This is a genomic window from Kiloniellales bacterium (assembly GCA_030066685.1).
Classification (GTDB): domain Bacteria; phylum Pseudomonadota; class Alphaproteobacteria; order Kiloniellales; family JAKSBE01; genus JAKSBE01.
In genome coordinates this window covers 120,535-135,156 of the sequence record JASJBF010000034.1, presented here as the reverse complement: position 1 = coordinate 135,156, position 14,622 = coordinate 120,535, and the positions used below count along the sequence as shown (strand labels likewise).

Sequence of the window (14,622 nt, the reverse complement as noted above, 5' to 3'; positions counted from 1 at the left end):
TGGACTCCTACTGTGTTGATCTGAACAAGAAGGCGCGGGACGGGAAGGTTGATCCGCTGATCGGTCGAGAGCTTGAGATCGAGCGTACGATCCAGGTTCTGTGCCGTCGGACGAAGAACAACCCGCTTTACGTTGGCGATCCTGGTGTTGGCAAGACGGCGTTGGCGGAGGGTCTTGCGCGTCGGATCGTGAACGGCGAGGTGCCGGAGGTGCTCTCTGAGGCGACGGTTTTTTCGCTGGACATGGGGGCGCTTTTGGCCGGGACGCGCTACCGGGGGGATTTCGAGGAGCGGGTCAAGGCGGTTTTGGCGGAGATCGAGGAGCTGGAGGGGGCGATCCTCTTCATCGACGAGATCCACACGGTGATCGGTGCGGGGGCGACCTCGGGCGGTGCGATGGACGCCTCGAACCTTCTGAAGCCGGCGCTTCAGAGCGGGACGCTGCGCTGCATCGGCTCGACCACCTACAAGGAGTACCGGAACTACTTCGAGAAGGACCGGGCGCTGGTGCGGCGGTTTCAGAAGATCGACATCCACGAGCCCTCGATCGACGACGCGGTGAAGATCCTGCAGGGTCTCAAGCCCTACTACGAGGAGCACCACGAGGTGCGCTACACCCAGGACGCGCTGCGCACGGCGGTTGAGCTTTCGGCGAAGTACATCGGCGACCGCAAGCTTCCGGACAAGGCGATCGACGTGATCGACGAGGTCGGGGCCTCGCAGAAGCTTCTGCCGGCGAACAAGCGGCGCAAGACGGTGGGTGTGAAGGACATCGAGACGGTGATCGCCAAGATCGCGCGGATCCCGCCGAAGACGGTCTCGCAGGACGACAAGGCCTCTTTGAAGAACCTGGAGCGGGATCTGAAGACCATGGTCTTCGGCCAGGACAAGGCGATCCTGGCGCTCTCGGCGGCGATCAAGCTTGCGCGTGCGGGCCTGCGGGAGCCGGAGAAGCCGATCGGCAGCTACCTCTTCTCGGGACCGACGGGGGTCGGCAAGACCGAGGTTGCGCGCCAGCTGGCGCGCTCGCTGGGCGTGGAGCTGACCCGCTTCGACATGTCGGAGTACATGGAGCGGCACTCGATCTCGCGCCTGATCGGGGCGCCGCCGGGCTACGTGGGCTTCGACCAGGGCGGTCTTTTGACCGACGCGGTCGACCAGCACCCGCACTCGGTGCTGCTTCTGGACGAGATCGAGAAGGCGCATCCGGACCTCTTCAACGTGCTGCTGCAGGTCATGGACTACGGCAAGCTGACCGACCACAACGGCAAGACGGTCGACTTCCGCAACGTGATCCTGATCATGACCACCAACGCGGGCGCGGCGGATCTGGCCAAGCCGGCGATCGGCTTCGAGCGCGAGGCGCGGGGCGGCGAGGACGAGGAGGCGATCAACCGGATGTTCTCGCCGGAGTTCCGCAACCGCCTGGACGCGGTGATCCCCTTCGGCAACCTGACGCCGGAGATCGTCTCGCGGGTGGTCGACAAGTTCGTGATGCAGCTGGAGGCGCAGCTGGCGGACCGCAACGTGTCGATCGAGCTGACCGCCGGGGCGCGGGACTGGCTGGCGCGCAAGGGCTACGACCCGCTCTACGGCGCCCGGCCGCTGGCGCGGGTGATCCAGGAGCACATCAAGAAGCCGCTCGCCGAGGAGCTGCTCTTCGGCAAGCTGGCCAAGGGCGGGACGGTGCAGGTCGCCATCGAGGACGACGCCCCGGTCTTCGGCTTCCCCGAGAACAAGGGCAACGGCGGCAGCCCCAAGGGCAAGCGCGGCCCCGGAAAGCCCCGCCGCCCGCGCAAGCCCGGAAAGCCAAAGACAAAGCTCCCCGTCCTCGTCGAATAGGACGAGACCGTGGCGCGGCCGGGGGCGGGAAGCTTCCGCCCGGGCTGGTCTTTTGCCACGCCGCGGCGATGACGCCGCGATCGTCTTCCCACAGGCCCTGGCCCTACACCACCGTCGCGCGATCGCCCGCAGCCCGGGCCGAAGGGACGGCGTCCGCCGCCGCATCCCGAGGCGGCTGATCGGAGCGTGGGCCGCTGCCGGTCGCCCGTGCCGCCGCCGATCTGGCACTTAATGGCCATTCCTCGTTCCTGAGAGCCGATAGCGTGGCTGCCGGAGAACCTTGGCGGCTCCTTTGCTTCAGCTTCGAAAACCGACGCTTCGTGCAAAGCGCCCCGAGGTCGACCCGGCGCGGCCCGGCGTGATTCGCGGGGCCGGGGCATGCCATCCCCGGTCGGGGGTGAAGCGTCGTCTTAAGGACGATCAACGGGAGGAAGGGGACTGACGATGACGACTTCCAATCGATGGCTATATGTTGTCCTTCTGCTGATTCCAGTGCATCTGGCCCTGATCGTGGCGGCCAAGGCCGAGACGGTGGCCGTCGAGGCCTCCGTGCTGGAGCAGCTTCAGCAGATCATCAAGCAGCAGCAGGAAGAGCTCCAGACGCTGCGCGGGCGCGTCGAAGATCTGGAACGGAAGTCGACGGAGACCGAGACCATCGCGACCGAGGCCAAGACCACCGCCGCCAAGGCGATCGACACCGCCGAGCGGACCAGCGCCGGCCAGCTGCCGGACAAGGTCGTGACCTCGGGCCAGGAGCGGATCAAGCTGGCCATCTCGGGGCAGGTCAACCGGGCGACCAACATCGCTAATGACGGCGAAGACACCGACGCCTATTTCGTCGACAACGACGCCAGCAACACCCGCTTCCGCTTCGTCGGCACCGGCAAGGTCACCGACGACTTCACGATCGGATCGCGGATCGAGATCGCCCTGACCGCGAACGAGTCCTCCGACGTCAGCCAGGACAACGAAGCCGCCGACGACTTCGTCGACGCGCGCTGGGCCGAGGTGTCCTTCGACAGCAAGCGCTTCGGCAAGCTCTCGATCGGCCAGGGCGATACCGCTTCGAACAACACCTCCGAAGTCGATCTGTCCAAGACCGACGTGGTGCAGTACGCGAGCATTGCCGACATCGCCGGCGGGCTGCAGTTCCGCGACACCGACGACAACCTCACGGGCGTCACGGTCTCCGACGGCTTCAACGACGTGGACGGCCTGAGCCGTCAGAGCCGCGCGCGCTACGACACGCCCAGCTTCTACGGTTTCAGGCTCGCCGGCTCGGCCGTCAGCGACGACCGCTGGGACGCCGCCGTGACCTGGGGCGGCCAGGGCTATGGCTTCAAGGCCGGCGCCGCCGCAGCGGTCGCGGAGCCAAACCGGGACAACGAGGACCTGCAGTACAACGGCTCCTTCTCGATCCTGCACGAGGACACGGGGCTCAACTTCACCTTCTCCGGTGGCATGCGGGACAGGGACAACGGCGGCGACGGCACCAACCTCTGGGGCAAGATCGGCTGGATCGCCGACTTCTTCTCGTTCGGCACGACCGCCTTCGGCGTCGACTACGACCGCTCGGTCAACTTCCCGAGCAGCAGCGACGACGGCTACTCCGTCGGCCTGGCGGCAGTCCAGAGCCTCGAGCAGTTCGGGACCGAGATCTTCCTGCAGTATCGGCTATACTCGCTCGACCGGAGCGGGCCGGGCAACTTCGAGGACATCAACGTCGGAACGATCGGCGCCCGGGTGAAGTTCTAGAGCACGATGACATGAGGTCGATTCGACCTCGTATTTGAATCGTGCTCTAACTGTTGAAATTGAGTGGGGGTCGGATTTGAAGCCCAATCGACTTCAAACCATCCCGCTCAAAGAAGGGCCCTTCGCTTGGGAGGCCGAATGCTTGCAATCCACGATGCGAAGGCCCGCGCCCGGTGCCTGAAGCCGGGCGCGGGCTTGCTGCTCGCCCTGCTCGTGCTCGCCGGCTGCGCGGGGATCGAGCCCTACGAGGTGCAGAACCGGCGGGAGGAAGGTCCCAAGAGCGGCGTGTTTACCGGGTCCGAGGGCGAGTTCGTGATCTTCCGACTCGAGGACAAGTCGAAGCCCGAAGAGCAGCCCGAGAAGGAAGACGAAACCGAGGCCGACGCGCCGGATTCCTAGCCCGTCATGACATCGGGGTTGCGCGACCCTAGAGCACGATTCAGATTTGAAGTGCCTTCGACTTCAAATCATCCCGCTCTAGCGCCAGACCTTCATGGCGGAGCGAAGCCCGAGGGGCGGCCTGGAAGCCGAGCCGTCATCGCCTGTCGCCGCCGTTGCTCTCGCTGAAGTAGCGCGCGAAGGCGAAGGGAAAGTTTGGATTCCCGCTGGCCGAGAGGCCGCCCCGGCCTCTGGCAGCGACGATCGCGGAGGAAGCGATCCCGTCGGCATCGAGCGAAGGCTGCGGCGACCCCCGGCCGCGGCGGGCCGAGGACCGCCCGAGGTAATCCTCGTCGCGCCGGCGTATCGCGATGCTGCGGATCAGCGCCCGCACGTCCTCGTCCTCCAGGACCTCTCCGGCGAGGCCGCAAGCGTAGCCGAAGAGCACTCGGCGCGGCCGGTTGAAGGGATCCTCGTAGATCTCGTCCCATTCGACCTGCAGGCCGACGCAGGGCCGCCGGGGCCGATCCGTCTCGTAGATCCGGTAGAACCAGGTGCGAAGCCGCCAATCGAAGCGCCCCAACGGCCCCCAGGCCAGGTCGCCCCGTGCGTTGGAGTTCCAGGTCGGCACCATGGTCGTGATCGGCATCTGGTACTCGAGGGCGACGGAGAAGCTCTTTTTCGCCTCGGCAAAGACCAGCTCCAGCTGTCTGTCGCCGGCCTGAAAGAGCGCGTACTCTTCCGTCTGCCAGCGGTCGCTGAAGCCGACGCGGACGACCTCGGCGCCGGCGAAAACGTCGTCCGTGACCTCGATCCGATGCTCGTCCTGGCCCAGCCAGCCGACCCGGCGCTCGTCCGCGGCCGGCGCCGCGCAGGCAGCCAACACGAGCGTCAGGGCCAGGGCCGGTAGACCCGATCGCGGCGCCCAACCGAGACGGGCGAGCAAGCGCCGCAGACGGCCCCGTCGAGGCATCGGCGGACAGCGATCCGAACCGGGACCGGCGGCCGAAGCACGACTGGCGCAACTTGACATCGTCACCCCTGGCAGACCGCTCGTGTTCGAAGACCTCCCGCGCCGCAGCCGCCGTCGCGGCTGTCCGGCGACGCGAAGCCGAGGGCGAGTCTACACCCTGGGAGCAGTCACCAAAAGAGACATGCCCGCTCCCACTCGCTTCGGCGCGGCTCTTACGACGAGGTTCGCGGGCTTTGCCGGCCTGCTGAGCGGATTGGGGCGGCACCTGGGCCGCGGCTGGACCAGACGCGGTTTCTTGGCGATGCGATAGGCCTTCGGCGTGACGCCGGCCCAGCGCCTGAAGGCGCGGGTGAAGTGGGCGGAGTCGGTGTAGCCGAGATCCATGGCGATGTCGGTGATGCGGATCTCGGACTCCTCCAGCAGGCGCGTGGCGGCCTGATAGCGGGCCTGGTCGACGATCTGGAAGTGGCTGAGGCCCTCCTTGGCCAGACGCCGCTGCAGCGAACGCACCGAAAGGCCTGCGATCCCCGCCATGGCCTCGATCCGCGGCGGCCCCTCCTCCTTCAGCAGCGAGCCGGCCAGCTGGCGCAGGGTATCGACGAAGCTCGAGGCGGGCGCGCTGCGCCGGAGCCGGCTTTGGGCGGTCGCGCCCACATCGGCAGGCGCCGTGCCGCGCCGCCGCAGCGGCTGCACGAGCAAGGCGCGCGGCACGGCGATGGCGGTGAACTTCTGCCCACTTCGGATCTCCGGATCGCCCAGGGCTTCCCTCACTTCGGGCTCGAGCGTCCGGCGGGTCTGAAGGCAGACCTTGGCCGGACACCACGACGGGCCGGCCCCCAGACGCACCTGCTCAACCAGCCGGGCCACGACGTATTGCTCCATCTGCCAGCGACCGACCTCAGGGCCCTGGAAACTGCTGCGGCAGAACCAGACCTCCTCGTCCGTCTCGGCCAGCCAGTTGCGGGCGGCGGAGGTATGCAGGTGCAGCAGGCGGCAGCTCGTCTGGAAGGCGTGGTGCACCGTCGGCGCGTTCGCGACCAGCCTGCCGTAGGTGCCCAGCGTGGCGAGCTCGTTGTCGGTCGCGACCTCGAGGCCGAAGGTCGGGCTGCCCAGGCTTCGGGCGGCATGGTCCATGAGCGCTTGGATGTGCTGCGTGGGGATCAGGTCCTCCGGATCGCAGTAGTGCCACATCGGCAGCTTCGCCTGCTCCAGCATGCGCTCGGCCGTGAAGCCGCGTCGTTCCAGCGTAGCGGTGACCTGAAGCAGCTGGCTTGCCCGCGAAAGTGGAATGCCCTCCATGATCCCCCCTCGGTGTCGGCGCCGGCCGGAGAGACAATGCGGGCCGGACCTATCGAGAGAGGTCTTTGGGGCCAGGATTGTCTTTCCGGGCGCCTCCGCGCCCTTCAGACCAAAAGCCTATGCCCTCATGCCGTGAAGCAATTGCCATTAGGTGCCATTTTTCGTTGTAGCGGGGTTCCCCGGCAAAGCAGCCTTAAGTGGCAAAAGGCATAGCTCCTTTGGCAGACACTTAAGGCGGGCCGTCGGCTCGGCCCGAATGCGCCGACGGCCTCTTCCACAGGGCGAGCGGGGTGGCGCGACGGCTGCGGGGCGTCGTGACGGACGGCGCGGGTCCGGCGGCCGGAAGCGGCGCAGCGCGTTCCATAGCGACCCCAATGGCGTCGTCCGCCGGAACACTCGACGCTTCCTGCAGCTCGGACGGCGGCGCCCCGCGCGTCGTCTCGCAGACCATGTTCGAGTTCCGGTGGAGGTATGGCGCAGTCCCTTCCAACCGCGCCGATTAAGACTCCTTAGGAAATTCTTAACGCCTTGGCCGACAAGCTCGGCCCAACTCGAGGTTGAGGGAGCCCGCCGGCGCGTGCTGGCACCTCGAGCCGGTCTCTTGAGGTTCGCAGATTTCAAGGCTGGAACCAGCCTTTCGCCTGCGTCTCATCGTTGCGCACCTGAGCACGAGTGACGTTCGGAGTCGTGATGCCGAGAAGGTCTCAACCCCCTGAAATCGTGGAGGCTACGCGGAAGGCCGTCGCGCAGCTCCGGTCGCAGGGATTCCCGACCATCCACGAGGCGGCAGAGGTGCTGAAGCTGAACGCGCGCACCCTGCAACGCCGCCTTTCCCACGCGAGTACCAGCTACAGTCGAATCGTCGACGAACTGCGCTTCGAAAAGGCCTGCTGCCTGCTCGAAGGCGGAGACCGGAGCATCGCAGAGATCGCTCGGGCCTTGGGCTACTCCGATCCCGCCCACTTCACCCGCGCCTTCAGGCGCTGGGCCGGAATGACGCCCCGCGAGTATCGCCAGCGCGGCAAATCCGCGCGCGGCGTCAAGCGCCGGCGGCGCTTGTCCTGAATCGCGCTCCAGACCGTCGGCTGCGGTCCGGCCCTGCAGGCGCAGCCGACGACGGCAAGGCGCGCCGCGAAGCCATACCATGGTGGGTTGTCGGTCACCGTATCGCTTGGTGATTGCGGTACTCGCGGGGCGTCATTCCGGCCCAGCGCCTGAAGGCGCGGATGAAGTGGGCGGAGTCGGCGTAGCCCAGGTCCATGGCGATGTCGACGATGGGGATGTCGGCGTCGGCGAGCAGGCGGGTGGCTGCCTGGAAGCGGGCCTGGTCGACGATCTCGGAGTGGTTGAGCCGGTGCTGTGCCAGGCGACGCTGCAGGGACCGCACGGAAAGGCCGGTGATCTCCGCCATCGTCTCGATCCGAGGCGGACCCTCGACCTTCAGCAGCGTCCCGGCCAGCTGGCGCAGCGAGCCGGCAAAGTTCCCGGCTGGCGCCGTGCGCCAAAGCCGCGCCTCGATCTCCTCGGTCTCCCTGGCCGGTATCGGGTCGGGTCGTGGCACCGGCTGCGCGAGGAGCGCGCGGGGAATCGCGATGGCGGTCGCCGCCTGACCGATCCGGATCACCGGATCGCCGAGCGCCTCGCGCAGCTCGCGCCGCGGCACCTCCTGCGTCTGCAGGCCGACCTTGGCCGGCCGCCAGTTCGGGCCGGCCGCCAGGCGCACGTTGTCGATCATCCGGATCAGGGCGTATTGCTCCTTCTGATCGCGACCGGCCGTCGGGGCTAGCAACTCCTTGTGACAGAACCAGACCTCGTCGCCCGCCTCGACGAGGGACAAGTGAGAGCCGGTGTTGTGAAGCCGGATCAGACGGCAGCTCGTCTCCATGGCGTGGTAGGGCGTGAGCGAGCTTGCGATCAAGCGGCCGAAAGACCCCATCGTGGACAGGCTGGTTTGCGCACCGACCTGCAGTCCGAAGGTCGGACTGCCGAAGGTTCGGGCGGCCCGGTCCATCAGCACATGAATGTCGCGCGTCGGGATCAGATCGTCCGGATCGCAGTGCTGCCACATCGGCAGCTTGGCCTGCTCCAGCATCCGCTCGACCGAGACGCCGAGGCCTTCGAGCGAGGTGGCGACGTGGATCAGCTCGCTCGCTCGCGTGAGTGCCATCGGTTTCATGCGACGCCTCCGACCTCCCGGCGCGCTGTCGCCGGCCTCAGACACGGCGATCCCTCGCGTTCGAGGTCCTCCATCGTCCGGTCGAAGCCCGCTTGGCTTCTGAATTGCCGCCGCCATCCTCGGACGGCTTCGGCCCTGCCGATCCGAACCTAGCCGTCAGGTATTGCGGCCAATTGCCATTTCACGCCAAACGTCGTTGCCGCCTTTCCTTGATCAAGGGGCGCGGCTCGCTTCCAAGCCTGCGGCGCTGCGGCAGCGGCTTTCCAGGTGCGCGACAAACCGAGCCCCCGGCAGTAGTCGTCGCAACGCTTCAGATGATCTTTTAATGCGAAGCGCCCGAGCACCCCGGCGAAGGCAGGTCTCCAGGACGAGCGCTACCAAGGCTGAGCCGCTTCCGCTATCCGGTTCGTGCAACGCGTCGCAAAAAGGGGAGGCTTTTTGATTCCGCCACCGCCGCTTTGCGCTCTGCGTTTAAGCGAAGTGCACGGCAACTGCGCCGGACCAAGAGGCACAAGCTGTCGCGGTTGGTGGCGTCTCTTGGCAGTTAAGTGCTGCCTTTTCGTCGTACTAAATGGAGAGCGGCGAGTTTGCAGGGTCGCAAATCGCGGAGACTTCCCATGCAGAAAGGACCACGACTGCCAGCGGCTGACGGTGGTTTGGCAGCCGTCGTCCGGCGGGCGATCGCCGCATCGCTGGTCAGCGGCAGGACGAGCCTCACGGGAGTCGCAACGACGGCCGGTCTCAGCGTGCGCAGCCTACAGCGTCGCCTCGCCGCGGAGGGCTTGACCTACAGCCAATTGCGCGAGGAGATCCGCCGCGACGCCGCGTGTCGTCTGATCGACGACAACGACTTCAGCCTAGCGCAGGTCGCCTCGGCGCTCGGTTATTCCGATCCCGCGCACTTCACGCGAGCCTTCGTCCGTTGGCACGGCGTGACGCCGCGCGCCTATCGCGAACGGGCAAACCACGCCTGCCGAAAGTGAAGCCTTCGGCGAGCGGCTTCCTCGAGCCCGGGATGCGGGGCGCCGGCGTTGAGGAAACGCACTGTCACTTATTGGCAAGTCATGCGCCGGCGGTGGCGACAAGCTGACACCCGATCGAACAGGACCATCGCGTTACAGGCAGCGAAGAGCTCTTGCTTCGCCGTTCGGAACGCCAGCGGAGACCGGCGGGGCTGCCGGTCGACGACCGGGACCGGCGGACAAGTACGGCGGACGGCTCGGAACATCCGATCGAGGGCGCATCGCGCGCTCGGCTGCCTGCGACGCGCGAACGAGGGACAAGAAGGAGGCCGACCATGATGCGGACCGCGAATCAGCCAATCGGGCAAAGGGTGCAAATCCTTGCGCTCGCCGTGCTCACGATCGGCGTCGCAGTGTTTGCGGTACCGGAGGCCCGCGGGGAATCCGGCAGCCTGTTCGAGGAAGCATCGCAGCGCCTCGCTTCGCCCTACAGCAGGCCACTGGGCACGGACCGCGAGATCGAGCTCGCCACCGCGGGCGCGCCGCCTGTCCTGCTCGCGCAGGCTACGAACGTGCCAGCGGAAGAGGCCGCGGCGCAGACGGAGACGACCGGCGCCACGGAATCCGAGGAAGTGCTGGATGTGGTCGAGCGGGTCGGCGGCGCGGCGCTCGAGATCTTCGAGCCGGTGGTCGAAGGTGGCCTACACGGCTTCTTCGAGCTGCTCGATAAGCAGCCCTTCATCTTCCTGCTGCTCGCCCTGGCCCTCGGCTACCCGCTCGGCCGGGTGAAGTTCGGGATGATATCCCTGGGGGCGACCGCCGGGACGCTCCTGGTCGGCGTGCTGATCTCGCTGACGGCAAAGGTGATGTTCGACATCACCTACTCGATCCCCGGCCTGGTCTCGACGATCTTCCTACTGCTCTTCATGTACGCCCTCGGGCTGAGAGTCGGGCCACAGTTCTTCGCCGGCCTGAAGTCGGGCGGCTTGGCCTTTATCTTGATCGGCCTCACCGTCGTGACGCTCAACTGGATCATCGCCTTCGGCGGCGTCAAGCTGGTCGGTCTCGATCCCGGCTTCGCCCCGGGCATCATCTCCGGGAGCTACACCATCACCGCGATCATCGGTGTCGCGACCTCGGCTTTGCAGAGCGGTGCTTATACCCCGCCGGATGGGATGTCGGCAGACCAGGTCGGTGCGAACATCGCCGCCGGCTATGCGATCAGCTACGTCCTGTCGAGCATCGGCATCATCCTGCTGATCCGGTATCTGCCGGCGATGTTCGGCCGCGACGCGGTCGCAGACGCGAAAGCGGCCGAGGCGGAGATGAGCGGCGGCGCGACCGAGCCGGTGCCGGGCGCCGCCGGATCGCTCACCCTGGGGTTCTCGCCGCTCGACATCCGCGCCTTTCGGGTGGAACAGGAGGATTTCGTCGGCAAGACCATCGAGGACCTCTTCGCGGAACATCCTGAGGCACCGGTCCTGCGCATCGTGCGCGACGGCCAGGTCATTGAGCCGGCAGAAAACCCGACCATCCGGAAGGGCGACGTCGTCGCCGTGCGCGCCGACGTCGACGACATGATCCACAAGGGGCATGTGGTCGTCGGCCCCGAGGTCGACGATCCCACCGCGCGCGACATCCAGCTCGAGGCCGCCGACCTGCGCATCGGCTCGAAGGAAGCCAGCGGAAAGACCGTGGAAGAACTCCACAAGGTCGTCGGCTTCGGGCTGCAGCTCAAGGCCCTGTTCCGTCAGGGCCAGCAGCTGCCGGTCGGACCGCAGACCGTGGTCGAGTTCGGCGACGTCGCGCGCATCGTGGGTCCCGAGTGGTGCATCCAGCGCGCGGCCAAGATCGTCGGCGGCCGTCCGATCCTGGAGACGATGACCACCGAGGTCATGTACCTGGCGATCGCGATGGTGATCGGCTATCTCGTCGGCATCGTCTCGGTAACCGTGGGCGGGATCCCCTTCGCCCTCGGCACCTCGGCCGGCTGCCTGCTCGCCGGAATCTTCGTCAGCTACTTCCGCAGCCGCAACCCGGAACTCGGGGGTCCGGTGAGCGAGGGAGCACGCAGCTTCCTGCAGGACATCGGGCTCAACATGTTCGTGGCCGTGCTGGCGGCGAACGTCGGCCCGAAGATCCTGCAGTCCTTCCAGGGCACGACCGTGATCTGGGTCGCCCTGATCGGCGTCCTTGCCGCCCTGGTGCCGCCCTTCATCTCCTTCTTCATCGGCTACAAGATCTTCAAGCTGAACTCGGTGGTCTCGGCCGGCGCCACGACGGGCGCGCGCAATTCGACGCCGGGCTTGAACGCCATCTGTGAGGAGTCGAAGAGTGCGGCGGCGGCGGTGCCCTATCCGCTGACCTATGCCATCACCACGGTCCTGGCCCTGATCGGCGGTTACGTGGCCATGATCCTCTCGTAGCGCCGCGAAGGGGGGCGTCGATGCGCGGACCGCGCCGTTGATCGACGGTGCGGTCCGCGCAGGCATTTGGAGGTGGTGAAAATGGCGGAGCTACGCGAGCCGATCCGCATTGCGGTCAACGTGATGCGCGCGCGCCTCACGATCCTCGGCTTCAACCTTGCAATCATCACGTTTCAGATCAAGGAGCTGCCGGCGCTGGACGGTGGCATCCAGCTACCCGGTCTCGGAAAAGATCTCTACGTGTCGGCTGCCGCCGCCCTGTTCCTCGGCATGGCGCTGTCGATCATGGCGATGGTCAGCTTCATCGCGTCCTGCGCCATGGATCGTGACGGCACCTGCAACCACTGGTCGCTGCTGGCCGGCGACCTCCTGATGTATCTGGCCCTGGCGCAGACGGTGGTCGGATTCTTCGGCGCCTTCCACTCCGAGTTCGAGCGTGTCGCACTGTCCGATCCGGAGCAGGCGCGACTCTTCGCCCTGACCTCGGACGTCACGCACGCCTTCGGCGGAGTCGCCTGGGCTCTGGCCGCCTATCTGGGGCCAGTCGTCTCATTGCTGCGCTCGCCTTTCGGACGGCGCGCCGACGTCGCCCTGGCCCTTGCCTATGTCGTGTTGCTCCTGCTGGTCGGTCGGGTCTGGACGATGGCGCTGCAGCTGGAGGCGCAAAGCTCAGACCTGGAGAGCTCGCTCGTGTCCTGGCTCAAAGGTTTGGTTGCGCCCTTGGTGTGGTGAGGCGCCCGACCTTCGAGCAGGGGGCCGGCGTCGTGACGCGCGCAAGTCCGAGATCGCCCCTTGGGTTCGGGACGGCTCTGATGGCGACCTCACTCCTGATCACGGGCCTGAGCCCTGGCGAGGCGCTGGGGCAGACCGCGACGCTCCCCGCCCCGGAAGCCGGATCCGCTATGGCCGAGGTCGAGCGGCTTGGCGGCGCGGCGCTCGAGATCTTCGAGCCGGTGACCCACGGCGACCTGCAGGGCTTCTTCGAGCTGCTCGACAAGCAGCCTTTTGTCTTCCTGCTGCTCGCCCTGGCCCTGGGCTATCCGCTCGGCCGGGTGAAGGTCGGGGGGATCTCCCTGGGCGCGACCGCCGGCACCCTCCTGGTCGGCACGGCGATCTCGCTGACCGCCAAGCTCGGCTTCGACATCACCTATTCGATGCCGGGCCTGGTCTCGACGATCTTCATGCTGCTGTTCATGTACGCCCTCGGGCTCAAGGTCGGGCCGCAGTTCTTCGCCGGTCTGAGATCGGGCGGCCCGGCCTTGGTGGTCATCGCCCTCGTCGTCTGGATCCTGAACTGGATCATCGCCTTCGGCGGGGTTCGGGTCGCCGGCCTCGACCCCGGCTTCGCCGCCGGAGTCATCGCCGGCAGCCACACCGTCACGGCGGTCATCGGCGTCGCGACCTCGGCGCTGCAGAGCGGCTCCTGGAGCCCGCCACAGGGAATGTCGGCGGATCAGGTCGGCGCCAACATCGCCGCCGGCTACGCGATCAGCTACATCGTATCGAGCATCGGGACCATCGTGCTGATCCGCTACCTGCCCGCGATCTTCGGCCGCGATCCGGTCGCGGACGCGAAGCAGGCCGAGGTGCAAATGAGCGGCGGCGCGACTGAGCCGGTGCCGGGCGCCGCAGGGTCGCTCACCCTGGGGTTTTCGCCGCTCGACATCCGCGCCTTCCGAGTCGAGGGCGAGGCCTTCGCCGGCAAGACCATCGAACAATTGTTCGAGCGACACCCCGACGGCCCGGTCCTGCGGGTCGTCCGGGACGGCGCGGTCATCGAGCCAGCGCAGAACCCGACCATCCGGAAGGGCGACGTCGTCGCCGTGCGCGCCGACGTCAAGGACCTGATCCTGAAGGGAGAGGCGGTCCTCGGCCCGGAGGTGGACGATCCCCTCGCCCGCGACATCCGGCTGGAGGCCGCCGACCTGCGCATCGGCTCGAAGGAAGCGAGCGGAAAGACGGTCGCGGAACTCGACGCACTCGTCGGCTTCGGGCTCCAGCTCAAGGCGCTGTTCCGTCAGGGCCAGCAGATGCCGGTCGGACCGCAGACGGTGGTCGAGTTCGGCGATGTCGCGCGGATCGTCGGGCCCGAATGGTGCATAGAGCGCGCCGCCGAGATCCTCGGCGGTCGCCCGATCCTGGAGACGACGACCACCGAGGTGATGTACCTGGCGATCGCGATGGCGGTCGGCTACCTCGTCGGCATCGTCTCGGTGACCGTCGGGGGGATCCCCTTCGCCCTCGGCACCTCGGCCGGCTGCCTGCTCGCCGGGATCTTCGTCAGCTATCTGCGCAGCCGCAACCCGGAGCTTGGGGGACCGGTCAGCGAAGGCGCCCGCAGCTTGCTTCAGGACATGGGACTCAACTTGTTCGTGGCCGTGCTGGCGGCGAACGTCGGCCCCAAGATCCTGCAATCCTTCCAGGGCACGACCGTGATCTGGATCGCCCTGATCGGGATCCTGGCCGCGCTGATCCCCCCCGTCGTGAGCTTTTGGATCGGCATCAGGCTCTTCCGGCTGAACTCGGTCGTCTCGGCCGGCGCCACGACGGGCGCGCGCAACAATACACCCGGCCTAACCGCGATCTGCGACGAATCAAGGAGCGCGATCCCCATGGCCACCTTTCCGGTGACCTACGCCATCGGCGCGGTCCTCGCCCTGATCGGCGGTTACCTCGCGATGATCCTGTCCTGACCGTGAGCCGGGCCCGCGCAGAGCCGGCTGGCACGTAGTGGCAAGGGGAGCGGATGCAGCTTTGACAGACTGGCCTTTCGTCTAGCGCGCAGATCGCCAGACATGCGGCAGGCACCTTC

At 67.0% G+C, this 14,622-nt stretch carries 11 protein-coding genes; 8 read left to right on the top strand and 3 right to left on the bottom strand.

What is annotated here, in order from left to right:
• The 3 genes from QNJ30_20360 to QNJ30_20350 form a co-directional block, all read left to right on the top strand.
• Window positions 1-1,841: AAA family ATPase (locus tag QNJ30_20360; protein MDJ0945827.1), on the top strand; the 1,841-nt coding region annotated here is incomplete at its 5' end.
• A 444-nt stretch (window positions 1,842-2,285) separates the two neighbouring features.
• On the top strand, window positions 2,286-3,596 hold the full coding sequence (locus tag QNJ30_20355; protein ID MDJ0945826.1) for a hypothetical protein: 1,311 nt from the start codon (window positions 2,286-2,288) through the stop codon (window positions 3,594-3,596).
• 138 nt (window positions 3,597-3,734) lie between these two features.
• On the top strand, window positions 3,735-3,995 hold the full coding sequence (locus QNJ30_20350) for a hypothetical protein (protein ID MDJ0945825.1): 261 nt from the start codon (window positions 3,735-3,737) through the stop codon (window positions 3,993-3,995).
• Between the two features lie 136 nt (window positions 3,996-4,131).
• Here QNJ30_20350 and QNJ30_20345 read toward each other — a convergent pair whose 3' ends face one another.
• Entirely contained in the window at window positions 4,132-4,947 is an 816-nt protein-coding gene (locus tag QNJ30_20345; GenBank protein ID MDJ0945824.1) for a hypothetical protein, read from the bottom strand.
• A 150-nt stretch (window positions 4,948-5,097) separates the two neighbouring features.
• The gene (locus QNJ30_20340) at window positions 5,098-6,246 is read right to left on the bottom strand and encodes an AraC family transcriptional regulator ligand-binding domain-containing protein (GenBank protein MDJ0945823.1); all 1,149 of its coding nucleotides are present in this window, start codon (window positions 6,244-6,246) and stop codon (window positions 5,098-5,100) included.
• 792 nt (window positions 6,247-7,038) lie between these two features.
• On the opposite strand from QNJ30_20340, the gene QNJ30_20335 reads away from it, so the two are divergent.
• Entirely contained in the window at window positions 7,039-7,311 is a 273-nt protein-coding gene (locus tag QNJ30_20335) for a helix-turn-helix transcriptional regulator (protein ID MDJ0945822.1), read from the top strand.
• A gap of 94 nt (window positions 7,312-7,405) precedes the next feature.
• Here QNJ30_20335 and QNJ30_20330 read toward each other — a convergent pair whose 3' ends face one another.
• Window positions 7,406-8,422 (bottom strand): AraC family transcriptional regulator ligand-binding domain-containing protein, encoded by a 1,017-nt coding sequence (locus QNJ30_20330; GenBank protein ID MDJ0945821.1) that lies wholly within the window; start codon window positions 8,420-8,422, stop codon window positions 7,406-7,408.
• A 617-nt stretch (window positions 8,423-9,039) separates the two neighbouring features.
• Between QNJ30_20330 and QNJ30_20325 the strand changes: the two genes are divergently transcribed.
• The 4 genes from QNJ30_20325 to QNJ30_20310 all read left to right on the top strand — a co-directional run bounded on the left by QNJ30_20325 (window position 9,040) and on the right by QNJ30_20310 (window position 14,503).
• Window positions 9,040-9,405 carry a helix-turn-helix transcriptional regulator gene (locus QNJ30_20325; GenBank protein ID MDJ0945820.1) on the top strand — a complete coding sequence of 122 codons (366 nt, stop codon included), beginning with the start codon at window positions 9,040-9,042 and terminating at the stop codon, window positions 9,403-9,405.
• A gap of 314 nt (window positions 9,406-9,719) precedes the next feature.
• On the top strand, window positions 9,720-11,810 hold the full coding sequence (locus QNJ30_20320) for a hypothetical protein (protein MDJ0945819.1): 2,091 nt from the start codon (window positions 9,720-9,722) through the stop codon (window positions 11,808-11,810).
• A gap of 81 nt (window positions 11,811-11,891) precedes the next feature.
• Window positions 11,892-12,542 (top strand): hypothetical protein, encoded by a 651-nt coding sequence (locus QNJ30_20315; GenBank protein MDJ0945818.1) that lies wholly within the window; start codon window positions 11,892-11,894, stop codon window positions 12,540-12,542.
• 80 nt (window positions 12,543-12,622) lie between these two features.
• A complete protein-coding gene (locus QNJ30_20310) occupies window positions 12,623-14,503 on the top strand; it encodes a hypothetical protein (GenBank protein MDJ0945817.1) in 1,881 nt (626 codons plus the stop codon).
• Window positions 14,504-14,622: the final 119 nt, after the last annotated feature.

Excerpts from the sequence above, each read along its gene's own strand:
- QNJ30_20355 (MDJ0945826.1), top strand. The coding sequence starts at position 2,286 with ATGACGACTTCCAATCGATGGCTATATGTTGTCCTTCTGCTGATTCCA.
- QNJ30_20350 (MDJ0945825.1), top strand. The coding sequence starts at position 3,735 with ATGCTTGCAATCCACGATGCGAAGGCCCGCGCCCGGTGCCTGAAGCCG.
- QNJ30_20345 (MDJ0945824.1), bottom strand. The coding sequence starts at position 4,947 with ATGCCTCGACGGGGCCGTCTGCGGCGCTTGCTCGCCCGTCTCGGTTGG.
- QNJ30_20340 (MDJ0945823.1), bottom strand. The coding sequence starts at position 6,246 with ATGGAGGGCATTCCACTTTCGCGGGCAAGCCAGCTGCTTCAGGTCACC.
- QNJ30_20330 (MDJ0945821.1), bottom strand. The coding sequence starts at position 8,422 with ATGAAACCGATGGCACTCACGCGAGCGAGCGAGCTGATCCACGTCGCC.
- QNJ30_20325 (MDJ0945820.1), top strand. The coding sequence starts at position 9,040 with ATGCAGAAAGGACCACGACTGCCAGCGGCTGACGGTGGTTTGGCAGCC.
- QNJ30_20320 (MDJ0945819.1), top strand. The coding sequence starts at position 9,720 with ATGATGCGGACCGCGAATCAGCCAATCGGGCAAAGGGTGCAAATCCTT.
- QNJ30_20315 (MDJ0945818.1), top strand. The coding sequence starts at position 11,892 with ATGGCGGAGCTACGCGAGCCGATCCGCATTGCGGTCAACGTGATGCGC.
- QNJ30_20310 (MDJ0945817.1), top strand. The coding sequence starts at position 12,623 with ATGGCGACCTCACTCCTGATCACGGGCCTGAGCCCTGGCGAGGCGCTG.